19 protein-coding genes and 2 tRNA genes are annotated in these 21,801 nt (G+C 71.3%); 7 read left to right on the forward strand and 14 right to left on the reverse strand.

What is annotated here, in order from left to right; translation table 11 throughout:
- The first annotated feature begins 42 nt into the window (after positions 1-42).
- From ACNYS0_RS25750 to ACNYS0_RS25760, 3 genes are all read left to right on the forward strand, one after another.
- Positions 43-654 (forward strand): lytic polysaccharide monooxygenase auxiliary activity family 9 protein, encoded by a 612-nt coding sequence (locus tag ACNYS0_RS25750; RefSeq protein ID WP_422476827.1) that lies wholly within the window; start codon positions 43-45, stop codon positions 652-654.
- A 102-nt stretch (positions 655-756) separates the two neighbouring features.
- Complete coding sequence (locus ACNYS0_RS25755) at positions 757-2,427, forward strand: AMP-binding protein (RefSeq protein WP_422476828.1); 1,671 nt, start codon at positions 757-759, stop codon at positions 2,425-2,427.
- A gap of 63 nt (positions 2,428-2,490) precedes the next feature.
- Positions 2,491-2,564: transfer RNA gene (locus tag ACNYS0_RS25760), tRNA-Lys, on the forward strand.
- Positions 2,565-2,714: 150 nt separating this feature from the next.
- Here the strand turns inward: ACNYS0_RS25760 and ACNYS0_RS25765 are convergent.
- The 6 genes from ACNYS0_RS25765 to ACNYS0_RS25790 all read right to left on the reverse strand — a co-directional run bounded on the left by ACNYS0_RS25765 (position 2,715) and on the right by ACNYS0_RS25790 (position 8,297).
- The gene (locus ACNYS0_RS25765) at positions 2,715-3,485 is read right to left on the reverse strand and encodes an IclR family transcriptional regulator domain-containing protein (protein WP_422476829.1); all 771 of its coding nucleotides are present in this window, start codon (positions 3,483-3,485) and stop codon (positions 2,715-2,717) included.
- A gap of 175 nt (positions 3,486-3,660) precedes the next feature.
- Positions 3,661-4,476, reverse strand: a complete 816-nt coding sequence (gene ehuA / locus ACNYS0_RS25770; RefSeq protein ID WP_422476830.1) for an ectoine/hydroxyectoine ABC transporter ATP-binding protein EhuA — start codon at positions 4,474-4,476, stop codon at positions 3,661-3,663.
- Positions 4,466-5,113 carry an ectoine/hydroxyectoine ABC transporter permease subunit EhuD gene (ehuD, locus tag ACNYS0_RS25775; RefSeq protein WP_422476831.1) on the reverse strand — a complete coding sequence of 216 codons (648 nt, stop codon included), beginning with the start codon at positions 5,111-5,113 and terminating at the stop codon, positions 4,466-4,468. The genes ehuA and ehuD overlap by 11 nt, the downstream gene beginning before the upstream one ends.
- Positions 5,110-5,853, reverse strand: a complete 744-nt coding sequence (gene ehuC / locus ACNYS0_RS25780) for an ectoine/hydroxyectoine ABC transporter permease subunit EhuC (protein ID WP_326014358.1) — start codon at positions 5,851-5,853, stop codon at positions 5,110-5,112. The genes ehuD and ehuC overlap by 4 nt, the downstream gene beginning before the upstream one ends.
- The gene (gene ehuB / locus ACNYS0_RS25785; protein ID WP_422476832.1) at positions 5,850-6,782 is read right to left on the reverse strand and encodes an ectoine/hydroxyectoine ABC transporter substrate-binding protein EhuB; all 933 of its coding nucleotides are present in this window, start codon (positions 6,780-6,782) and stop codon (positions 5,850-5,852) included. The genes ehuC and ehuB overlap by 4 nt, the downstream gene beginning before the upstream one ends.
- 108 nt (positions 6,783-6,890) lie before the next feature.
- On the reverse strand, positions 6,891-8,297 hold the full coding sequence (locus ACNYS0_RS25790; protein ID WP_422476833.1) for an amidase: 1,407 nt from the start codon (positions 8,295-8,297) through the stop codon (positions 6,891-6,893).
- Positions 8,298-8,644: 347 nt separating this feature from the next.
- On the opposite strand from ACNYS0_RS25790, the gene ACNYS0_RS25795 reads away from it, so the two are divergent.
- The 3 genes from ACNYS0_RS25795 to ACNYS0_RS25805 all read left to right on the forward strand — a co-directional run bounded on the left by ACNYS0_RS25795 (position 8,645) and on the right by ACNYS0_RS25805 (position 11,473).
- Positions 8,645-9,469, forward strand: coding sequence for a maleate cis-trans isomerase family protein (locus tag ACNYS0_RS25795; RefSeq protein ID WP_422476834.1), 825 nt, complete (start codon positions 8,645-8,647; stop codon positions 9,467-9,469).
- Between the two features lie 3 nt (positions 9,470-9,472).
- Complete coding sequence (locus ACNYS0_RS25800) at positions 9,473-10,204, forward strand: maleate cis-trans isomerase family protein (RefSeq protein ID WP_422476835.1); 732 nt, start codon at positions 9,473-9,475, stop codon at positions 10,202-10,204.
- A gap of 189 nt (positions 10,205-10,393) precedes the next feature.
- Positions 10,394-11,473, forward strand: coding sequence for an LLM class flavin-dependent oxidoreductase (locus tag ACNYS0_RS25805; protein ID WP_422476836.1), 1,080 nt, complete (start codon positions 10,394-10,396; stop codon positions 11,471-11,473).
- 28 nt (positions 11,474-11,501) lie between these two features.
- On the opposite strand, the gene ACNYS0_RS25810 is transcribed toward ACNYS0_RS25805, so the two are convergent.
- Entirely contained in the window at positions 11,502-13,322 is a 1,821-nt protein-coding gene (locus tag ACNYS0_RS25810) for a putative bifunctional diguanylate cyclase/phosphodiesterase (RefSeq protein WP_422476837.1), read from the reverse strand.
- 306 nt (positions 13,323-13,628) lie between these two features.
- Between ACNYS0_RS25810 and ACNYS0_RS25815 the strand changes: the two genes are divergently transcribed.
- On the forward strand, positions 13,629-14,918 hold the full coding sequence (locus ACNYS0_RS25815; protein ID WP_422476838.1) for a M6 family metalloprotease domain-containing protein: 1,290 nt from the start codon (positions 13,629-13,631) through the stop codon (positions 14,916-14,918).
- A gap of 366 nt (positions 14,919-15,284) precedes the next feature.
- On the opposite strand, the gene ACNYS0_RS25820 is transcribed toward ACNYS0_RS25815, so the two are convergent.
- The 7 genes from ACNYS0_RS25820 to ACNYS0_RS25850 form a co-directional block, all read right to left on the reverse strand.
- Positions 15,285-15,358: transfer RNA gene (locus ACNYS0_RS25820), tRNA-Lys, on the reverse strand.
- Positions 15,349-15,990, reverse strand: a complete 642-nt coding sequence (locus ACNYS0_RS25825; RefSeq protein ID WP_422476839.1) for a bifunctional DNA primase/polymerase — start codon at positions 15,988-15,990, stop codon at positions 15,349-15,351. The genes ACNYS0_RS25820 and ACNYS0_RS25825 overlap by 10 nt, the downstream gene beginning before the upstream one ends.
- Positions 15,991-16,123: 133 nt before the next feature.
- Complete coding sequence (locus ACNYS0_RS25830; protein WP_422476840.1) at positions 16,124-16,474, reverse strand: hypothetical protein; 351 nt, start codon at positions 16,472-16,474, stop codon at positions 16,124-16,126.
- A 105-nt stretch (positions 16,475-16,579) separates the two neighbouring features.
- The gene (locus ACNYS0_RS25835; RefSeq protein ID WP_422476841.1) at positions 16,580-17,911 is read right to left on the reverse strand and encodes an AAA domain-containing protein; all 1,332 of its coding nucleotides are present in this window, start codon (positions 17,909-17,911) and stop codon (positions 16,580-16,582) included.
- Positions 17,908-19,506, reverse strand: coding sequence for a hypothetical protein (locus ACNYS0_RS25840; protein WP_422476842.1), 1,599 nt, complete (start codon positions 19,504-19,506; stop codon positions 17,908-17,910). The genes ACNYS0_RS25835 and ACNYS0_RS25840 overlap by 4 nt, the downstream gene beginning before the upstream one ends.
- A 46-nt stretch (positions 19,507-19,552) precedes the next feature.
- Entirely contained in the window at positions 19,553-20,710 is a 1,158-nt protein-coding gene (locus tag ACNYS0_RS25845; protein WP_422476843.1) for a hypothetical protein, read from the reverse strand.
- On the reverse strand, positions 20,634-21,563 hold the full coding sequence (locus ACNYS0_RS25850) for a phosphatase PAP2 family protein (protein ID WP_422476844.1): 930 nt from the start codon (positions 21,561-21,563) through the stop codon (positions 20,634-20,636). Before ACNYS0_RS25850 ends, ACNYS0_RS25845 begins: the two co-directional genes overlap by 77 nt.
- Positions 21,564-21,801: the final 238 nt, after the last annotated feature.

The raw sequence follows: 21,801 nt of genomic DNA on the forward strand, positions 1-21,801 counted from the left end.
GCACGGCTTCCGGCACTCCCAACACCCCCCAGGAGCGGCAGCATGCGAAAGACTTCGAAGCGTACGAAGGCGTACGCGGCCCTGCTCGGCCTGACGACCGCGGGGGCGTTCGCGCTCTCCGCGGGCGGCGCGAGCGGCCACGGCTACACCGATCTGCCGATCAGTAGGCAGAAACTCTGCGCCAATGGCGGTGTCAGCGGCTGCGGCGACATCCAGTGGGAGCCGCAGAGCGTCGAGGGCCCCAAGGGCTTCCCGGCGGCGGGTCCCGCCGACGGCAAGATCTGTTCGGCCGGGCACGGCAACTTCAGCGCGCTCGACGCCGCCAAGCAGCCGAACGGGAACGCCTGGCCGACCACGAAGGTGACGGGCGGTCAGAGCCAGACCTTCCGCTGGCAGTTCACCGCGCGGCACTCCACCACGGACTTCCGCTACTACATCACCAAGGACGGCTGGGACCAGAGCCAGCCGCTGACCCGGTCGGCCCTGCAGACCACCCCGTTCCTCACGGTCCCGTTCAGCGGCCAGCCGCCGGCGACGCTCTCGCACTCCGGCACGCTGCCCTCCGGGAAGTCCGGCCATCACGTGATCCTCGCGGTGTGGACCGTCGCGGACACGGCCAACGCCTTCTACGCGTGCTCGGACGTCACGTTCTGAGCTGAGCCTCCCCGGTGCGCCGCCCCACGGCGTACCGGGGAGGGGCTGGATCGGTGCCGCCGCCCTCCACATCTGACGATGCGTCACTTATGGTGCACCGCCATGGGACTCAAGACGACGCGTACCTTCGCGGAGCTGATCCAGGCGCGCTGGGGCGACCACAGGCCCGGACTCGCGTACGAGGATCAGGTCCTCAGCCATCACCAGGTCGCGGCCGGGGCGGCCTGCCGTGCGGCACTCCTCGGTGAGCTGCTGCCGCGGTCGGCGGAGCCCCACGTCGGGCTGCTCCTCGACAACACCCCCGAGTTCCCCCAGTGGCTGGGCGCGGCCGCGCTCTCCGGCGCCGCCGTCGCCGGCCTCAACCCGACCCGGCGCGGCCCCGAACTCGCCCGCGACATCACCCACACCGAGTGCCGCGTCCTGGTCACCGAGCGGGCCCACCTCCCGCTGCTCGACGGCCTCGACCTCCCGGGCATCCGGATCCTGGTGACCGACACCGACGCGTACGAGGAACTGCTCACGCCGTACGAGGGCGCGAAGCCGGAGGCCGACGGCCGGGTCGGCCCCGGCACCCGCATGCTGCTCTACTTCACCTCCGGCTCGACCGGGGCGCCGAAGGCGGCGCTGTGCACGCAGGGGCGCCTCGCGGCGGCGGGGCAGTCCCTGGTGGAGAACTTCAAGGTCCGCGCCGACGACGTGCACTACATCTGCATGCCCCTCTTCCACGGCAATGCGGTCATCGCGGACTGGGCGCCGGCCGTCGCGGCGGGGGCGGGGGTCGCGCTGCGCCGCCGCTTCTCGGCGTCCGGCTTCCTGGAGGACGTACGTCGTTTCGGTGCCACGTACTTCACCTACGTGGGCCGGGCCGTCCAGTACATCCTGGCCACCGACGAGCGCCCGGACGACCGCGACAACCCCCTGCGGGTCGGGTTCGGCACGGAGGCCGGGGCCGTGGACGCGGCGCGGTTCGAGGAACGGTTCGGGGTGCGGCTCGTCGAGGGGTACGGGTCGTCGGAGGGCGGCGCCGCGGTGCAGCGGACGTCCGACACCCCGGCGGGCGCGATCGGCCTGGCGGCCCCGGGCAGTGACCTCGCGGTGCTCGACCCGGAGACGAGGACGGAGTGCCCGCCTGCACGCTTCGACGAGGGCGGCCGCCTCCTCAACGGTGCGGAGGCGATAGGCGAGCTGGTCAACCGCGGCCGCTCATCCTTCGAGGGCTACTGGCGCAACGACGCCGCGTACGCGGAACGCGTCCGCGAACACGGCTGGTACTGGACCGGCGACCACTTCTACCGGGACGCCGACGGGTTCCTCTACTTCGCCGGGCGCGGCGACGACAAGATCCGCGTCGACAGCGAGAACCTCGCCCCCGCCATGATCGAGAACATCCTCGCCCGCTGGCCGGACGCGGCGGCCGTCGCGGTCTACGGGGTGCCGGACCCGGTGGCCGGCGACCAGGTGATGGCGACGGTGGCGCTCCGCTCGGGCCTCGCTTTCGACCCGGTCGGCTTCGACGCCTTCCTCCGGTCGCAGCCGGACCTCGGCACGAAGATGGCGCCCCGTTTCATCCGGGTGGTGGAACGGATGCCGGTCACCGCGACGAACAAGGTGCGGCGCGGGGAACTGCGCCGCGAGGGCTTCTGGTCCGGCGGCACCCTGTGGTGGCGCCCACCGGCCGCCCCCGGCTACCGCCCCCTGACCCCCGAGGACCGCACGGCCCTGACGGCGGCCTACCGCGACCACGCCCGCGACCACCTCCTCACCCCCACGTGACGCCTGCGCCCCCGGTGGTCAAAAGCACCCCCTGGGGCCAGGTAGTATTTACCTCGTCAACCGGCGCCATTAGCTCAGTTGGTTAGAGCAGCGGACTCTTAATCCGCGTGTCCGGGGTTCGAGTCCCTGATGGCGCACCTAAAGGTGAGAGCCCTCCGCAACAGCGGGGGGCTCTTGTCGTTGCGGTCGGGTACAAGCCCGGGTGGGCCAGATCAAGCCCCTGCGGCGATTGAGCAGCGGGGTCCGGGGCAGAGCCCCGAGAGCGCAACGCCGTCGTCGGTGACCGGTCAGATCGCCATGGAAAGAAGAACCGGCGCCGCCTCCTTGTTGAGCTGCTCCGCCGCATCGTGCAGACGATGCGCATGCTCAACCGGCAGGGAAAGCGCCAGACACCCGACGGACGCGCCCGCCGTGATGGGAACGGCGGCGCACACCGTGCCCACCGCGTACTCCTGAAGATCGAGCACCGGAACCGTCGCCGGCTGCGAGGCCAGGCGGGACAGCAGCACCTTCTCGTTGGTGATCGTGCGCGAGGTGAGCCGGGCCATCTTGTGCCGGGCCAGATGATCCCGCCGCCCGTTCATGTCCAGCTGGCCGAGGAGGCTCTTGCCGATCGCGCTCGCGTGCGCCGAGACGCGGAAGTCCACCCACTCGTTGACCGCCGGGGTCTCGGGCCCCGTCGCCATCTGTGTGACCCGGATCTCCCCGTCGACGTAACGGCTCATGTAGACCGCCGCGCCCACGTCGTCCCGCAGCCGGTCGAGCGTGTGCTGGAGCTTCGCGGTGAGCGCGACCGCATGGCCGTCCGCCGCACCGAGCCTGCTCAGGGTCTCGCCGGTGATGTACGCCCCGTCCGCGGTCTGCTGGACGTACCCCTCGCGGCGCAGCATCCGCAGCAGGAGCGTCAGCTGGTCGGCGGGCAGCGCGGTGACCCGCGCCAGCTCCGTGTCGGTCACGCCCACGCCTCGGTGCGCGATGGTCTCCAGCACGCGCAAGGCGTGCTGCACCGCCTCGTGCGGCTGGTGCGGGGACGCACCCTGCTCGTGCTTCAGCGCCACGGTTCTTCCCCCTGCATGGACCGGTTCCGGACAGCTGGGCTGAGGTCCACGATAGTCGCCAACACCCCTTTCATGGGCGCTGGTTGGGGAGATTGGTGGCGCGCTCCGCGCCTCTCAACAGGAACGCGCCACCGTGGCATATGCCAAAGTCATGCACCACTCGGTGAGCGGCTGGTCACAGGACCGCGCTCAGGAACTCCCTGGTGCGCTCGTGCTCCGGCTCCCCGAACATCTTCTCCGGCGAACCGGACTCGATGATGCGCCCCGAGTCGAACATCAGGACCTGGTCCGAGATGTCCCGCGCGAAGTTCATCTCGTGCGTCACGCACAGCATGGTGATGTCCGTGCTGTGCGCGATGTCGCGCAGCACGTCGAGGACGCCGGCCACCAGCTCCGGGTCGAGCGCCGACGTGACCTCGTCCAGGAGCAGCACCTGCGGCCGCATCGCGAGGGCGCGCGCGATGGCGACACGCTGCTGCTGGCCGCCGGAGAGCTGGGACGGGTACGCCTCGCAGCGGTCGCCCAGACCGACCATGTCGAGCAGCTCCTTGGCCCGCTGCTCCGCCTCGTCCTTGGACAGGCCGAGCACGTTGACCGGGGCCTCGGTGATGTTGCGCAGCACGTTCATGTTCGGGAACAGGTTGAACTGCTGGAAGACCATCCCGATGTTCTTGCGGATCTCGCGGATGTGCTTCTCGCCGGCCGGGACGAGCTTGCCGTCCTTCTGCTCGTGCGTGAGGTACTCGCCGCCGACCTTGATGGTGCCCTCGTCGGGCTTCATCAGCGTCATCAGGAGCCGCAGGATCGTGGTCTTGCCGGAACCGGACGGGCCGATCAGCGTGACGTGCTTGCCGGAGTCGACCGAGAAGTCCAGGTTGTCCAGGACGGTGTTGCTGCCGAACCGCTTGGTGACCTTGTCGAAGCGGATGAGCTCGCTGCCGTCGACGGCAGGATTGGGGATTTCCTGGGAAGTGCTGCTGTCAGCGGACAAGACGACGCTCCAAAACTCGCAGAAGAAGAGAAGCCGGGTAGGCGATGACGATGAAGGCGACACCGACGACGCTGATGGCCTCGTAGGTGAAGGTGGTCTGGCTGAAGCCCTGGGCCTCGCCCAGCATGTCCAGCGCACCGATCGCCATGATCTGCGGCGATTCCTTCAGCATGACGATCACGTAGTTGCCGAGCGCGGGGATCACCCTGCGCACGGCCTGCGGCAGGATCACCGCGCGCCAGGTGCGGCCCTTGGGGAGGTTGAGCGCGGTGGCCGCCTCCCACTGGCCGACGGGCACGCCGTCGATGCCGGCCCGGTAGACCTCCGAGGTGTACGTCGAGTAGTGCAGGCCGAGCCCGACGATGCCGGTGACCAGCGGGGACATCGAGATGCCCCAGGAGGGAACGACGTAGAAGAGGAAGAACAGCTGCACCAGGAGCGGTGTGTTCCGGATGAACTCGGTGACCGCCGTCACCGGCCAGCTGATCCACTTCTCCTTCGAGCGCTGGGCGATCGCCCACACAAGGCCGAGGGCGAAGGCGATGACCGCGCCCCCGACGAGCGCCTGGAGCGTGACGACCAGGCCGTCCCAGAACTGCGGCATGAAGTCCGCGACGTTGGACCAGTCCCAGTTCACTTGGCACCTCCGGCACCGGTGACGGCGTCGATCGTCGACTTGGAGCGCATCCCGCCGAGGAGCACGCGCAGACCGCCCTGCTCGGGCGTCTGGCCGACACGGCTCTTGGCGTGGCGCTCAAGCAGGCGCATGAGGCGCGTGAAGATGAAGGCGAACACGAAGTACAGCACGAGCAGCAGCGTGTAGACCGGCGCGCTGTCACCGGAGACGAGCCGCTTGAGGTTGCCCGCGAACGTCATGTCGGCCACCGCGATGAGGGAGACCAGCGAGGTTCCCTTGAGCAGCTCGATCAGCAGGTTGTTGAACGGCGGGATCATCTCCGGCCAGGCCTGCGGGAGTTCGATGCGGCGCAGGCGCTGGGCGCGCGTGAAGTTGAGGGCGATGCCGGCCTCGCGCTGGGCGGGCGGCACCGCGGCGAGCGCGCCGCGCACGATCTCCGAACCGTAGGCGCCGTAGGTGATGCTGAGCGCCAGGATGCCCGCGAACATGGGCTCGAAGTTGATGTGGAACAGCATCGGCACGGTGAACGCGATCCAGAACATGAAGACCAGCGACGACGTGCTGCGGAAGATCTCGAAGTACGCCCCGGACAGGAAGCGCACGAACCACACATTGGACGTGCGGAGCACGCCGATGATGATCGCGATGACGAAGGCGAAGATCGCGCTGAGGACCGTGATCTCGAGCGTGATCCAGATACCCGGCAGGAACCAGTTCTCGAAGAACTTCGCGGACATCATGAGGCGGCTCCCTTGGCAGGGGGGCAGAGTTTCTCGACCGTGAGGTCGGTCATCTCCTTCTTCGTGAAACCGAAGGGCGCCATGATGCGCAGGAGTTCACCGCTGTCCTTGAGCTTGTGCAGCTCCTTGTTGAACGCGTCGCGCAGGTTCTTCTCCGACTTCCGGAACGCGAATCCGCCCGCTCCGTAGGCCGGCTTGCCGTCGACGACGGGCTGGAAGGCAGGGATGGCCTCGACCCCGCTCTTGCCCTTGATCACGGTGCGGACCGTGACGGCCGTGCCGGCGAAGGCGTCGACCCTGCCCTGGCGCACGGCGTCGAGCCCTGCCACCTGGTCGGGCAGGATCAGCATGTCCTTGATGCCATAGGCCTTGGCGTATTCGATCTCCGCGTAGGCCGTGCCCGTCGCGAACTTCAGCTTCTTCTTCGCGACTTCCTCGTACGTCTTGATCCCGTGCGGGTTCCCCTTGCGCACGATGAACGAGTCGGGCATCAGGTAGTCGGGATCGGAGAACAGCACCTGTGCGCAGCGATCCGGATTGATGTACATGCCCGCCGACACCACGTCGAACTGCTGCGCCTGGGTCAGCCCGGGAATCAGCGCGCTGAACTGCGTCGGCACCGCCTTCACCTTGGGCACCCCGAGGCGCGGGAAAATCACCTTGGCGATCGCCGGCGCCTCTCCGGTGACCTCGCCGTTCTCGTCGATGTAGCCGAACGGGACCTCACCCGCCACACCGATCTTGACCTCGCCCGCGTCGCGCAGCCGGTCCAGCAGATTCCCGCCCTCGACCTTCCCCTCCTCCGGCACGCGCGTACAGGCCGCGGTGCCGAACACACCCAGAGCCGCCGCTCCCGCACCGTAGAGCAGGGAGCGGCGGCGGACTGGTCTGGCGATGAATCCCTCATTGTTACCAAGTGGTGGAGCCATGGCGCGCCATTACCCGAAGCCCCGGGAGGTATGCCTATCGTTTTCGGCCCTTGATAAAGCCGAGACCTGAATTCACAGCAATACGGCCATGTCCTAACTTCACGCGACTCAAGAGGTGTTGGGACCGGCGTGACTCGCCACCCCGGATTCGTAGAACGCGTGCGCGGTGCGGAGCACGAGATCGTCCCTGTGCCGCGCGGCCACGAGCTGGAGGCCGACCGGAAGTCCGTCCCCGTCGAGCCCCACGGGCACCGAAGCGGCGGGCTGCTGGGTCAGGTTGAAGGGGTACGTGAACGGGGTCCAGCCCGTCCATCGGCGCAGGCCGGAGCCGCGCGGGACCTCGACCCCCGCCTCGAACGCGGTGATCGGCACGGTCGGCGTCACCAGCAGGTCGTACGTGGAGTGGAAGGCGCCCATCCGCCGCCCGAGCGCCATCCGCGCGTCGACCGCCGCCAGGTAGTCGAGCGCGCTGTACCGCGCGCCCCGCGTGCATATCTCGCGCAGCCCCGGGTCGAGCAACTGCCGCCTGGACGCCGGAAGATGCTGCACCACGCGCGCGGCCCCGCTGAACCACAGGGTGTGGAAGGCCTCGACCGGATCCGTGAAGTCCGGATCCACCTCCTCGACGTACGCGCCGAGTTCGGCGAGCCGTGTCACCGCCGCGCGCACCACCGCGGCGACGTCGGGCCGCACCGCCACCTGCCCGCCCAGCGCCGGCGAGTACGCGACCCGCAGCCCGCGCACCCCGCCGTGCAGCGCGTCCCGGAAGCCGCCGGCCGGCTGCCCCGAGGCCGACCAGTCCCGCGGGTCGGGGCCCGAGATCACGTCCATCAGCAGCGCCGCGTCGGCCGCCGTGCGGGCCAGCGGCCCCACGTGCGACAGCGTCCCGAACGCGGACGCCGGATACAGCGGCACCCGCCCGTACGTCGGCTTGAGGCCGAAGATCCCGCAGAACGACGCCGGGATCCGCACCGAACCCCCGCCGTCCGTGCCGAGCGACAGCGGCCCCGCGCCCACCGCGACCGCCGCCGCGCTCCCGCCGCTCGAACCGCCCGCCGTGCGCGAGGTGTCGTACGGATTGCGGGTCGCGCCCGACAGCGGCGAGTCGGTCACACCCTTCCAGCCGAACTCGGGCGTCGTCGTCTTGCCGACGAAGACCGCGCCCTGCTCGCGCAGCCGGGCCACCGAGGGCGAGTCCTCGTCCCAATCGCCCTGCTCCGACACGGTCTTCGAGCCGCGCAGCGTGGGCGCGCCCTTCTGCAGCAGGATGTCCTTCACCGACACGGGTACCCCGTCGACCAGGCCCGTCGGCTCGCCCTCGCGCCACCGCCGGGTGCTCTCCTCGGCGCGGGCGAGGGCCCCCTCCGCGTCGACCCGCACGAACGCGTTCAGCGCCGGTTCGGTCTCCTCGATCCTGGCGAGCACGGCGCGGGTCGCGTCGACCGGACTGAACTCTCCCTTGCGATATCCCTCGATGAGGTCCTGCGCGGTCAGTCCGATGAGCTCGCTCGTCATCCGCCCTCCAGCACCAGCGCTCGCGATACGTTGCCGGGGACCTACCCAGGATCACCTCGTCAGGCACGGACATCGCGGGGAAACCGTGCGGCAATGAAGATCCGCTTTCCTGGACGCGAGAAGTCGGGAACAGCCGCCCATTTCATGAACACCGGAAAGATCGAAGGCACCTGCCGACATGTGCGGATTGACCCCGCAGGCACCGGAACCTACCGTCGACAACAGAGGTACTCCACCAGGGTTCCTGCACCTTGTTTCGCGCTGTGTCGCTGTCCCGACGTCCCGGCGATTCGCCGGCTCCAGCACAACACCGGCATTGATCAGTCAGCTGAACATGGGGCCTGCTCATGGACGTCTCATTCCTGGGGGGACCGGAACCGCAGCGCGGTGTGGGCGTTGTCGCTCCGTTCGACTTCGCTCTCGACCGTGAACTGTGGCGCTGGGTTCCCGACCACGTCTCCCTTCACCTCACCCGTACCCCTTTCGTGCCCGTCGAGGTCGGCCTCGACCTGGCGCGCCTGGTCAGCGAACACGAGACGCTCGGCGAGGCGGTCCGTGCGCTCGGCGCCACCGGGCCGGAAGTCCTCGCATACGCCTGTGCCTCGGGCAGCTTCGTCGGCGGGCTCGCGGGGGAGCGGGCGCTGTGCGCGGCGATGCGGCGGGCCGGAGAGCTGCCCGCCGTCACCACATCGGGGGCCCTGCTCGAGGCCCTGTCCGAACTGGGCGCGCGGCGCATCGCGCTCGTCACTCCCTACACGCAGTCGGTCACCGAATCGCTGGAGGAGTATCTGGCGGAGGCGGGGATCACGGTCACCGGGCGGGCCTTCCTCGGGCTCACCCGGCACATCTGGAAGGTGCCCTACCGGGACGTCGCGACGATGGCCAGGGAAGCGGGGAGCGCCGGGGCCGACGCGCTCTTCATCAGCTGCACCAACCTGCCGACGTACGACATCATCCCGCAGCTGGAGGCGGAGCTGCGGGTGCCGGTGATCTCGGCCAATCAAGTCACGATGTGGGCAGCCCTCGCCCGGCTGGGTACCCGTGCGGTGGGGCCGTACCAGGCGCTGCTCGATCCGGCGGCGCGGGTCTGGCCCCCGTCGGAGCTCCCGGAGGCGCTGCCCCCGCAGGAGCTGCCGAGGGAACGGCCGAAGGAACAGGAAGGGTGGGCATAGGTCATGACCTCGCTGGGATTTCTTTACCCCGGACACTCCGCTGAGGACGACTACCCGCGCATCGAGATGCTGATCGACAGCGATGTGCGACTGCCCGTCGTCCACACCGACATCGGTGAGGACGCGCACCGGGTCGACGCGCTGCTGAAGATGGGCGCGCCCGACCGGCTCGCCGCGGGCGTCGAGGAGCTGCGGCTGTCCGGAGCGGAGGCGGTGGTCTGGGCGTGCACGTCCGGGAGCTTCGTCCGCGGCTGGGACGGTGCGCACGAACAGGTCCGCGGTCTCGCGATGGCGGCGGGCCTGCCCGCCTCCAGTACGTCCTTCGCCTTCGCGCACGCGCTGCGGGAGGTGGGCGCGCGACGGGTGGCGGTGGCCGCGACCTATCCGGAGGACGTCGCGGACCACTTCGCGACGTTCCTCAAGGCGGCCGGGGCGGAGGTCCTGGCCGTCCGGGGCAGCGGGATCATCACGGCGGCCGAGGTGGGCACGTGGGGCTGGGACGAGGTGCGCGCCATGGCCCGCGCGGGCGACCATCCCGAGGCGGACGCGGTGCTGCTGCCGGACACGGCGTTGCACACGGCGGCGTACGTCCGCGACCTGGAGGCCGAGCTCGGCAAGCCGGTTCTCACGGCGAACCAGGTCACGGTCTGGGAGGCGCTGCGGCTGGTCGACCGGCGGGTCAACGCGCCGGCCCTCGGCGCCCTCTTCACGAAGGAGCCGTTGGTGCAGGTCTGACGGGTTGCGGCCACCCGGTCCCACGCCACGGGGCTCCGCCCCGGCTCCCGCGCCGCAATCGCCGGCGGGGCTTGATTTTGCCCACCCGAACGACGGCCTCGGGCACGGTGCGGGAATAAAGCGGAGTAGGCCTCCGTTACGTCGGGGTCGAAGACACTCACCCGTACGTACGTATTCGCAGGAGGACCCGTGATCCGCGGCGCAGCCCTCGGGACCGCACCCACCCCGCTCTCCGTCCTGGACCTGGTCACCGTGGGAGCGGGTCGCACGGCCACGCAGGCCCTGCACACCAGCGTCGACATCGCCCGCCTCGCCGAGACCCGCGGCTACCACCGCTACTGGGTCGCCGAGCACCACTCGATGCCCGGCGTCGCCTCCAGCAGCCCCGCCGTGATCCTGGCCCACCTGGCGGCCCACACGGACCGCATCCGCCTCGGCTCCGGCGGCGTCATGCTCCCGAACCACGCCCCGCTCGTGATCGCGGAGCAGTTCGGCACGCTGGAGGCGATGGCCCCGGGACGGGTGGATCTCGGTCTCGGCCGCGCCCCGGGCACGGACGGCGCGACCGCCGCCGCGCTCCGCCGCAGCGACCGCCTCAACGAGGGCGCCGACGACTTCCCGCAGCAGCTCGTCGAGCTCACCCGCTTCCTCGACGACGACTTCCCCGACGGTCACCCGTACTCCCGCATCCACGCGGTCCCGGGCCCGGTCCAGGCCACGTCCCCCGGCGGCGTGCAGGACCCGAACCGCCCGCCCGTCTGGCTCCTCGGCTCCTCCGGCTTCAGCGCCCGCCTTGCCGCGACCCTCGGCCTCCCGTTCGCCTTCGCGCACCACTTCTCGGCGCAGAACACCCTCCCGGCGCTCGACCTGTACCGGGAGAACTTCCGCCCGTCCGAGCTGCTGTCCGAGCCGTACGCCCTCATCGGCGTGTCCGCCCTCGCGACCGACGACGACGGCACGGAGGCCCGCCGCCAGGTGCTCGCCGCCGCCCTCAACATGGTCCGGCTGCGCACCGGCCGCCCCGGCCTCGTGCCGACGCCCGAGGAGGCGGAGGCGTACCAGTTCAGCGAGATGGAGCGGGACTTCGTCAACTCCTGGAACTCGAACGTCATCCACGGCACCCCCGACGAGGTCCGCTCCGGCCTCGACGAGCTGCAAAAGCGCACGGGAGCCGACGAGTTGATGCTCACGGCCAACGCCCACGGCGGCGACGTACGCCTGCGTTCCTACGAACTCATCGCGGACGCCTACGGGTTGCCGCGCTCCTGACGGCGCACGGTCGCGCGACGGCGGCGGATCACCCGCGCTCCGCGAGGAGCCCAGAGATACGATCCGCCGCCACCGGCCGCGAGTAGAGCCACCCCTGCCCGGTGTCGCACCCGAGCCGGCGCAGCCGCTCCGCCTGCTCCGCCGTCTCCACGCACTCGGCGGTCACCGTGAGGCCGAGCCGGTGCGCCAACTGCACGAGCGCCTCGACGATCATCGTGTCCGCCGGCTCCGTGGCTGCGGCCCCGTCCTCCCGGAACCCCCGCACGAACGCCCCGTCGAGCTTGAGCACCGACACCGGCAGCCGGCTGAGGTACGCGAGGTTGGAGTACCCGGTGCCGAAGTCGTCGATGGCGATGCGCACACCCATCTCGTTCAGCGCCCGCAGGGCCTGGAGCGGCCGCCCCGTCGGCCCCATCACGGCGGACTCGATCAGCTCCAACTGGAGGAGTTCCGGGGGCAGTCCGGTCTCGGCGAGGATCTGCGCGACGTCCGCCACCAGGTCCGAGTCCCACATCTGACGCACCGCCACATTCACGCTCACGAACACCGGCGGCGCCTCCTGGTGCTCCACCTGCCAGCGCCGCGCCTGCGCGCAGGCCGTCCGCAGCACCCACCGCCCCAACTCCACGATGGAGCCGTCCTCTTCGGCCAGTCCGATGAACCGATTCGGCGTCAGCAGGCCGAACTGCGGGTGCCGCCAGCGCACCAGCGCCTCGACGCCGCGCAGCTCACCGTCCGCCATTTCCACCAACGGCTGGTACTCCAGGGCGAATTCACCCCGGTCCACCGCGGGCCGCAGGCTCGACGACAGGGCCTGGCGGGTCATCCGGTGGGCGTTGCGCTCCGGGTCGAAGAAGGTCCAGCGGGCCTTCCCGTCCGCCTTCGCCCAGTACAGGGTGGTGTCGGCCGCCTGCATCAGGGCCGTCGTGCTGGTGCCCGTGACCTGCCGCTCGACCACGCCGATCGAGGCGGACACGGACACCTCGTGACCGGCCAGGTCGAAGGGCTCCCGCAGCGCGTCGAGCACCGCCCGGGCGAGCTCGGCCAGCTGCTCCGTGCCGGTGGAGTCCTCGACGAGCAGCGCGAACTCGTCACCGCCGAGCCGGGCCACCAGCGGCGCGCCCGTGGCGCTCTGCGCGCGGTCCGCGCAGTGCGTGAGCCGCTCGGCGACGGCGAGGAGCAGCCGGTCGCCGACGGGATGCCCGAGCGAGTCGTTGACCGCCTTGAACCCGTCGAGGTCGAGCAGGCAGAGCCCCACCCGCCCGGTCGCGCCCGTGCTCTCGTACGTCCCCGCCTCCAGGGCGGCGGAGACGCGCTCGAAGAACAGGGCGCGATTGGGCAGCCGGGTCAGCGGATCGTGCATCTCCAGGTGGTGCAGCCGGTCCTGGAGTCCGCGGTGCGCGGTGATGTCGCCGAGCGAGAGCAGCACGGCGTCCGCGTCCGGGAGCGGCGACACCGTGACGCGCAGCCACACCGACTGGCCCGAGGGGTGCTTGAGGCGGCGGGTGCGGCTGAGCCGGGCCTGCCGGCCGCGCAGGATCTCCTGGTACGCGTCCGCGGTGCGCGGGTCCGAGCGCAGGTCGAGCAGTTCGTCGGCGGCGTGGCCGACGAGCTCTCCGGTGGCCGCCCCGCACAGCAGCTCGCAGGCGGCGTCGTTGGCACCGACGATCACGCCTTCGCGGTCGACGACCGCCATGGCCAGCGGCGAGGTCGCGAACGCCGGCCGGTAGAGGGTCTGGGTCTGGGCCGACGGGGGCCGCGAAGCCGAGCGCATGCCATCACTCTGCGTGATCTGGCCGGGCGGGGCCACCCAGCGCGCGGTCGTGGGCCCTTCGGGCTGTGCGCTCACCGCTCGCTCCCGTGGTGCGTCGGATGGTTGCGTGGTCTGCTGCGGCCGGGTCCCGGCAGGAAAGTGTGCCGATCATAGAGGCAGGTCGGACGGCCTATCCAGCCTGGATTGCGGTGTACGCGGGTTCCGGACCGCGGGACCCCGCCCCGGTAGATCGTTTCTGCTCGGTGCTGCCACACCTTCGGTCGTGGCCCGATCGCGGCCGATCGACTGTGACGTTCCGTGATCGACCGGAGTGTCGTCCACTCACTCGTCCGGGCCAGATAAACAGGGCAAAGCCATATAAACACCAACACTCTGGGTTGGGTGCCCCGCATTCCCGTCCCGGAGGTCGACTTGCCGCGTCCGCAGCCACTCGGGGGAGTGGACAAGCCACGCCCGCGCGCCCTCGCGGCGGCGCTCACCGCCTTCGCCGCGGTGGCCGCCATGGGGCTCGTCGCGGGGCCGGCGGCGGCCGTGCCGTTCGCGGGGCCCTGCGCCCTGGAGCGCACCGCGGCGCACCACTCCGAGGGCCTGGACACCTGGAACCCGGCGTACCCGAAGCCCACGAAGAGCCTCGACGCGGTGATGGTCTTCCTCTCGTTCCCCGACTCGCGGCCCCTGGCCACGCCCGGCGAGCTGGCCAAGGACTACTTCCCGTCCACGAGCCGCTTCTTCGACCGGGCCTCGTACGGGAAGTTCTCCCTGGTGCCGCATCCGCAGCGGCGCTGGATCCGGATGCCGCACGCGTCGACCGCGTACGCCATACAGCGCGACTGGGACTCCGCGCACCGCAGCGCGTATCTCCAGGACGCCCTGGAGGCGGCGGATCCGCACACGGACTTCAGCAAGTACGACGTCGTCTACTTCGTCGCCGATCCGGACGCGCCCGGTGTCGACTCCGACGCGACGAAGGTCGTGAACTTCGACCGGCCGATGCGCGCGGACGGCACGGACATCCGCCGCATCGTCACGGTCTTCGAGCGGCATCCGCCGGACCGCAATGTGCTCGCGCATGAGACGGGGCACGTCTTCGACCTGCCGGACCTCTATCACCGGCCCACCGACGGGAAGGGCGACTGGGACACGTACGTCGGTGACTGGGACGTCATGGGCAGCCAGTTCGGCCTCTCGCCGGATCTGTTCGGCTGGCACAAGTGGAAGCTGGGGTGGCTGGACCGGCGGCAGGTGGCCTGCGTGAAGCGGAGCGGGGAGACGCGGCTGACGCTTGAGCCGCTGAGTACGGCGCCGCGGGGGGCCGGTGCGCCGTTCGGTACGGGTGACGGCACCAAGCTCGCCGTCATCCGCACGGGTGTGGACAGTGCCATCGCCCTGGAGGCGCGGGGCGGCTCCGGCAATGACGCCGCGACCTGTAGCCGGGGTGTCCTGGTGTACCGGGTACGCAGCGATTCCTCGTCCGGCGGGGGGCCGATAGAGGTCCTCGACGCCCATCCGCGTACCGAGGCCTGTTACGGCGAGTCCGTCTACCCGCCGCTGGCCGACGCGCCGTTGGGGGCGGGTGAGACCTTCACGGTGCCGGGGGACGGTATCCGTGTGGAGGCCGAGGGCCGGACGGGTTCGGGTTCGTGGACGGTAAAGGTGACGACGACCGGCTGACCCCACACCGGCACCGGTGTTGCGGTCTCGGGGCTCTGCCCCGGACCCCGCGCCTCAATCGCCGGCGGGGCTTGATTGGCCCACCCATGCTCGGCCCCGGCTTCCTCGTGGGGGTGTGGGTGGCGAAGCCCCCACAGCGCGCGGCGAAGCCGTGCAGGAACGACGATGGCGGCCCGATTCGCGCTTTCCGCGAATACAGGCCGCCACCGACAACGTGCGCCATCAGGGACTCGAACCCCGGACACGCGGATGCTGCATTCCCCGGGGGATAACCCCCGGACCCCCAGCCGCGCTTGTCGGCGACGGCGGAGACGTCCGAGGACACGACGAAGGCCCCCCGCGGTAGCGAGAGGCCTTGTCTGCATGTGCGCCATCAGGGACTCGAACCCCGGACACGCGGATTAAGAGTCCGCTGCTCTAACCAACTGAGCTAATGGCGCCGGTTGACGTCGTAGACATTAGCACCAGGATCCGTGGCAGGAAAAATCGAAATCCGCACCGCGGCCTGCGCACTCGCGCGGGCCGCGCGGACGCACGCCCAGCGCATGACCTCGGGCCCCGGCAGCCAGGGGTGCCGGGTGTCGGGGGCGACCACCCAGCGGGACTCCTGGCGCTGGTCGGGGTGGAGTGCCGCGCTGGTCGTGGGGGCGGGGCCCGTGACCGCGTCGCCCGCGCCGTGGAAGAGCAGCGGCGGCACCGAGGGGCCCCACTCCTCCCAGCGCAGGAGGGACGGCAGGCGCTGGGCCGTGCCGGGCGCGGTGAACAGGAGCATGCGGCCCCGGTGCGTGGCGACCGGTCCGGAGCCGGGGCCCTCGGACCAGAGCCGGTCTAACATCCGCCGGCCGAAGATCGCGGGGACGTTCACCACGTCGAAGACGGATCCGCAGGGGAGGACCACGGGGGCCGTGGGACGGGCCTCCCAGTGGGCGCGCGTGGAGCGGGGGTACGCCCCGGCGGACGCGAGCCAGGCCGCGCCCTCGGGGGTGACGTCGCAGATGTCGAAGTGGTCACGCGCGCCAGGGGCCGTGGCCGAAGGGGCGTGGGGGGAGTACGGAGGCGTCGCGGTGCTCATGCCTCATACATCTACAGGGGGTGAGGGAGCAGTTCCCAAGGGTTGCGGAAAATCGGGACAGGAGGGGGCGGGGTGGAGTATCTTGCCCCCCTGGCATATGCCAAACGATCATTACGGCCCCGACGCGGCCCCGTTACGTCGACTGCTCCGTGGTCCCGCGCAGCAGATCACGGCCGAACTCGACCATCTTCTTCGCGTAGTCCTCGGTCCAGTCCGCGCGCTCCGCGATGTCCGCCGTGGTGAGCCGGTCGAAGCGGCGCGGATCGGCGAGCTGGGCCGCCGCGACGGCCTGGAACTCCATCGACCGGTCCGCCGCGGAGCGGAACGCGTGCGTCAGCTCCGTGGCCCGGGCGAGCAGGTCGCGGGGGTCCTCGATGGACTCCAGGTCGAAGAAGTGCTCCGGGTCGCCGGCCGCCTCCGCGGGTTCGAAGATCAGCGGGGCGGGTCGCAGCCGGGGCTGGTGAGTACGGTCGGGCTCCGCCATGGTGCGGCCTCCTGTTGCCGGGGTGGCCCGCGGTTCCGTGCCGGGCCACCTTCCATTGTCCGTCGGCCCGCAAGGGGGCGAAGGGATCAGTCCGAGGGCGCGGGCTCAGTACGAGACCCGGTGTTCGCCCAGGCGGGCCAGGACCGCGTGGTTCGCCTCCCAGCCGTCCGGGAACTTCACGGTCACCCCGAGCTGCACCGGGTCCGCCGACGGGTGTTCGTCCAGGAGGTCCGCGACCCCGGCCCGGCACACCACCACGCACGCGTGCCGATGCCGCGAGGCCAGCACGCACAGGCGGCCCGTCTCCAGGTGGAACGCCGTCGCGTCCGGCCGTCCGGACAGCGGGTGCAGGACGACCGTGACGTCGAACTCCCGGCCCTGGAGGCGGTTCGCCGTGTCGACCGTGACGTCGTGCACGTCGAGATCCGCGAGCGCCGCCCGCACCGCCGCCGCCTGGTCGCGGTGCGCGGTGCCGACGCAGATCCGGTCGGCCGTCAGGGTGCCCTCGCCGGACTCGGAGCGCGTGACGCCCTCGCGGTCGAGCAGGCGCCGGACCACCTGGGCCACCGCTCGCACCGCCTCCGGATCCGTACGAGGAGTGTGCGCCGCGGGGAGTTCCAGCAGGCCCCAACCGGAGGCCGCCGCCTCGTCGATGACCCGGTCGGGACCCGAACCGTCCGACTCCAGCGTGAAGCCCAGCTCCCGGTCGCCCTCGTCCGTGCCGCTGCGGAACGGCGTGTACGGGTAGAAGGCGTCGGAGACGAGGGGCGCCGCCGAGGCGGGGAGCCGCCAGGAGACCGGCAGCCGGTGCTGCGGCAGCTCCGGGTTGTGGGCGAGGAGCGTGGACACCGCCGAGGCCGACGGGTCGTAGGACAGGCCCGCCCACTGCTCCGCCCCGACGATCGAGAACGGGTCCAACTGCCCCGGGTCGCCCACGAACAGCGCCCGCTCGAACAGTCCCGCCACGGCCAGCAGCGCGTCGGAGCGCATCTGGTACGCCTCGTCGACGATCGCGTGCGGCCACGGCTCGACGTCCTTGACGTGCGCCCACTTCGCGGCCGTGGACACCACGACCGGCAGCGGGGCCAGGTCGCCGGCCTTCGTCGACAGGCGGACGTTCGGCAGGTCGTCCAGCGCCTTGTCGTACGCGTCCGGGTCGCTGCTGTGAAGGCGGCCGACGGCGAGCTCCGGGTTCTTCGCGTGGAGGCGCAGGACGAGGTCGTCCACCTGCGCGTTCGTCTGCGCCACGATCATCAATGGGCGTCCCGCGTCAGCGAGTTCGAGCGCTGCCCGCACCACGAGGGTCGACTTTCCCGCGCCGGGCGGCGAGTCGACGACGATGCCGCGCGCCGTGCCGTGCAGCGTGTCGTGGAGGATCGCGGCGGTGGCCTGCCCCGCCGCATCGGACGGGCTGAGGGCGAGGGTCGTCGCGGTCACAGTACGTCCTCCGAAGTCACGGTGTCGGGCGTCTCCGCGGCCGTCCCCGGCGGGCCGCCGTGCGTCCACGGCGTCTCCTCCGGCTCCGGCAGCTTGGGGCCGCCGCGCTGCTCGTGCTCGAACAGCGTCCAGCACACCCGCTCGCCCTTCTGCGGCAGCGAGCCCTCGGCCGGCTCCTTGCCGCGCCCCATCTTGTCCAGGATCCGCAGCACGATCGGGGCGTCCCCATTCACCGCGCCCTCCTCCTCGTACCCCACGAACTCGGCCGTCTGCGGCTTGCCTTCGAGCGTGCGGTACACCTTCACGCCCACGCCGAGCCGCGGCCTGTCGTCCGTCGTGAGCGTGACGAGCGGGCGGGGGCGCTTCTTCTCGTTGTACGCCGCCACCACCTCGGTCACCTCTCCGGCGAAGGCCTCGCCCGAGAGGCGGCGGCCCGCCATCACCAGCGGGTCGTCCAGCGCCTCCTGCGCGTCCAGGCGGGCCTGCTCGCGCTCGCGCGTGGCCAGCTTGTTCGCCGCCGTCACCGCGTCGTCCCGGCGCGGCTGCGGGGGTTCGCCCGCCAGGACCCGGTCGCGGTGGCCGGTGAACGACCAGCGGTCGCGGGTCCAGCGCTCCGCCGCGTACCCGCCCTCGGGCAGCGTGCACAGCTGGTCGAGGCCGCGCCACACCGCGTCCCAGGTGGGGCGGGTGCGGGACTCGACCAGGGCGTTGATCTCCCGCTCGGCGGCGGTGAGTTCGGCGAGGCGCCCCTCGGCCTCGATCGCGTCCTCGGCCGCCGCGTGCCGCGTACGGGCCTTGTCGTAGCGCTCGATCGCCGGCGCAAGCAGCTTGTTGTCGAAGGCGGGGTCCGTCGCGGGTCCGGCCGGCGGGCAGAGCAGCTGGCCGTGCCGGTCGCGGTCCAGCTCGGCGCCGAGCGCGGCCGCCGCGCCCGACGTGCCCTCCGGAGCCTCGATCCAGGCGAGCAGCGCGCCCAAGTGCTGGTCCTCCAGGCTCGACTGGCCCGTCGCCCAGTGCCGCGACAGCAGGTCCGTCATCGCGAGGAGCAGGGCGGAGCCCGGGACCCGCACGCGCTCCCCGAAATGCGTGAGCCAGCGGCCGAGGAGCGGGACGTGCGGCGGCGCGGGGTAGGGCGTCTCCGGGTCCTGCTCGGCGGTGCGGCGAAAGCGCATCGAGCGGCCCAGGAGGCGGACGAACTCGATGCCCGCGCGGCTCGGCACGATCAACTGCGGCGCGTCCGCGCACAGCTCGACCTCGACCTTGACCTTCTTGCCGGTCTCCGGGTCGACCTCGCTGCGCTCCGCCGCCTCGACCTCGGTGGCGCAGGTGTCGATGTACGGCAGGACCTCGTCGGCCAGCTGCGTCAGGAACGCGAAGCGGAGGTCGCGGTCGCGGGGCTGCGGGACGACCAGGAGACGCGGCGACGTGCGCTCGGTGCCGACGAGCGCGCCGAGCGGGGCACCGGTCTCACCGGCCGTCGTGAGCGGCACGACCACCAGGGGGCGCTGGGACAGATGGCGGTGCCGAACGGTGGCCGTGGGCTGGGCGCGGCCCGTGCTCGTGGCTTCCAGCCTGGCCAGGTGGTTGATCAGGCTCACCGGCGCTCCTTCTGGGGTTGCGCACCGATTTGCCGCGTGTTCCGGGTCAGCACCGGGCACCCCCGAGCGCCTCTTGCCGCAACGCCGCCGCACGGCGCAGCGCCGCCACCGTCGGATCCGCAGGATCCCCCGCCTCACCGCGGGCCGCGGCCAGCACCTCGTCGACCGTCGCCAGCGACCCGAGCTCGGCCCGCAGGGGCCGACCGAGGGCCGTCACCGCGCCGCGCTCACGCGCACGGTCACGGCAGTGGAACGCCAGCTCGCACGCGGCCAGGCACTCCGGCGCGTACGTCGCCGGAACCGACTCGACGGCCGCCGTCAGCTCGGCCGCGGGCAGCTCCGGGTCGAAGACCGTGCCCGGCGGGAGCGCCGCCGCGATGTCCTCCACGCGCGTCAGGCGCGCCAACTGGCGGCGCGTCACCGAGCGTTGCTTGCGCACGTCGACCGCGGACGCCGCGGGCAGGTTCGAGAAGTCCTTGGGGCACACGAGCACGATCCGGTCGCGCACCCGCACCTGTGCGTCCGGCAGCCGCGCCGCGACCTCCTCGAGGGCCAGCACGTACACCGCCGACTGGCGGGCCGCCGCGCCCACCTTCGACGCGTCCGCCGCGCCGTCGATCATCGGGAACGACTTGATCTCGACGACCGTCCAACTGCCGTCCGGATGCACCACCACGGCGTCCGGCTCAAGGAACGCCGGGCTGCCCGCCACGTCGAGCGCCAGCATCGGGTGGTCGAGGAACGTCCACGTCCCCGGCGACTCGACGGCCTCCCGCAGGGCCAGCGCCGTGCGCGCCGTGCGGCCCTCGGGGCCGATCGCCGACAGGTCCGGGGCCCGTACGAGATCGGGGACCGGCTCGGGCGCGCTGCCGTCCACGCGCGCGTGCACCAGCTTGAGGAGCTCGGAGCCGCCGTCCGACTTCACCCGCGCCTCGAACACATTGCCGCGGGCCAGGGCGAACTGGGACTGGCCGAACGAGGAAGGTGAGCCCAGCGCATCCGCTATGCGCGCCTTGTCGACGCCCGCGCCGTCCAGGAGCGCCCGCCTTCGGCAGCCCGGGTTCGCCGCGAGCGCGGCCAGGGCCCGGGCGTCCAGCGGACGCGGTGGATGGTCCGGGCCGCGCAGCTCAGCGAGCCGGTGCCGCAGCCCCGTCGCCGCTGTCGTGCGACGTGGCTTCCTTGCGCTGTCGGGGAATTCGCTCACCCGGGAAAGTCTGGCACTCTCCACTGACAATCGGGGCGTGCGTGGCGGAAGGGGAGGCCGGAGCCCCCGCGAACACGCCGTACGCCCGGTCCTTGAGGCGGGCCGCGACGAGCCGCACCGGCTTCGTCAGGAGCAGGCCCGCGGCCATCACCACGGCCCCGGCGAGCGCGTCGAAGAAGTAGTGGTTGGCCGTGCCCATCACGATGACGGTGGTCATCAGCGGGTACACGACGCCGATCGCCTTCACGTACGGGGAGCGCGCGTGCCGCCAGAGCAGGACGCCGCACCACAGCGCCCAGCCGACGTGCAGGCTGGGCATCGCCGCGTACTGGTTGGTCAGACCGCCCATGCCCTTGGGGGCGCTGGCCGCGCCGCCCCACCAGCCGTACGAGCTGTAGTGGGCCATCGTGTCGATGAAGCCGTGGTGCGCGGCGAGCAGCCGGGGCGGGCTGGTCGGCAGCAGGACGAAGCCGACGAGGCCGATCATCGTCGAGGTCATCAGCCAGGTGCGGGCCGTCCGGTAGATCTCGGCGCGGCGGCGGAACAGCCAGACGAGGACGAGCGGAGTGACCAGATAGTGCAGCGAGGCGTACCAGAAGTCGGCGGGGACACCGATCCACGGTTCGCGGGTGAAGAGACGGTTCAGCGGGTTCTCGAGGTTGAGATGGAGGGCCTGTTCGGCCTTCAGGATCGCGACACCGTGGTCGACGGCCTGGCCGACGTCCCCGCGGGCGAGCAGCCGGCCCGCGGAGTAGGCGCCGTACACGAGAAGGATCAGCGGCAGCTCCGTCCACCAGCGGAGCCCGGCGCCGGGTATCGCTTCCGTGCGCGGTGCCTCGTCGGTCTGCGACATGCGGGCCGCTCCCCCTCTTCGCTCGTGCGGCGGCCTTAGGCCACGGCCTCTCACTCTTACGGTGTGTGCGGGGCTCTGTCCGGGCGACCCCTGACCCTCCTAGACGCAGCGATCACACTGCGGGTTGCCCGCCGGGCGTCCTCCCTGTGGCTTGCGCGATGATGGACGGGGCGATCCTTCCCGCTCGCCCTATGTTCACCCTTGAACCCTTGTAGTTGCTTGTAGTTTCGAAAGAGGC

The sequence above is a fragment of the Streptomyces anthophorae genome (assembly GCF_049310305.1).
Classification (GTDB): domain Bacteria; phylum Actinomycetota; class Actinomycetes; order Streptomycetales; family Streptomycetaceae; genus Streptomyces.

What these genes read in the sequence shown, in the direction of transcription:
- ACNYS0_RS25750 (WP_422476827.1), top strand. Translation starts at nt 43, where the DNA reads ATGCGAAAGACTTCGAAGCGTACGAAGGCGTACGCGGCCCTGCTCGGC.
- ACNYS0_RS25825 (WP_422476839.1), bottom strand. Translation starts at nt 15,990, where the DNA reads ATGAGCACCGCGACGCCTCCGTACTCCCCCCACGCCCCTTCGGCCACG.
- ehuB (WP_422476832.1), bottom strand. Translation starts at nt 6,782, where the DNA reads ATGGCTCCACCACTTGGTAACAATGAGGGATTCATCGCCAGACCAGTC.
- ACNYS0_RS25800 (WP_422476835.1), top strand. Translation starts at nt 9,473, where the DNA reads ATGACCTCGCTGGGATTTCTTTACCCCGGACACTCCGCTGAGGACGAC.
- ACNYS0_RS25790 (WP_422476833.1), bottom strand. Translation starts at nt 8,297, where the DNA reads ATGACGAGCGAGCTCATCGGACTGACCGCGCAGGACCTCATCGAGGGA.
- ACNYS0_RS25830 (WP_422476840.1), bottom strand. Translation starts at nt 16,474, where the DNA reads ATGGCGGAGCCCGACCGTACTCACCAGCCCCGGCTGCGACCCGCCCCG.
- ACNYS0_RS25850 (WP_422476844.1), bottom strand. Translation starts at nt 21,563, where the DNA reads ATGTCGCAGACCGACGAGGCACCGCGCACGGAAGCGATACCCGGCGCC.
- ACNYS0_RS25795 (WP_422476834.1), top strand. Translation starts at nt 8,645, where the DNA reads ATGGACGTCTCATTCCTGGGGGGACCGGAACCGCAGCGCGGTGTGGGC.
- ehuC (WP_326014358.1), bottom strand. Translation starts at nt 5,853, where the DNA reads ATGATGTCCGCGAAGTTCTTCGAGAACTGGTTCCTGCCGGGTATCTGG.
- ACNYS0_RS25755 (WP_422476828.1), top strand. Translation starts at nt 757, where the DNA reads ATGGGACTCAAGACGACGCGTACCTTCGCGGAGCTGATCCAGGCGCGC.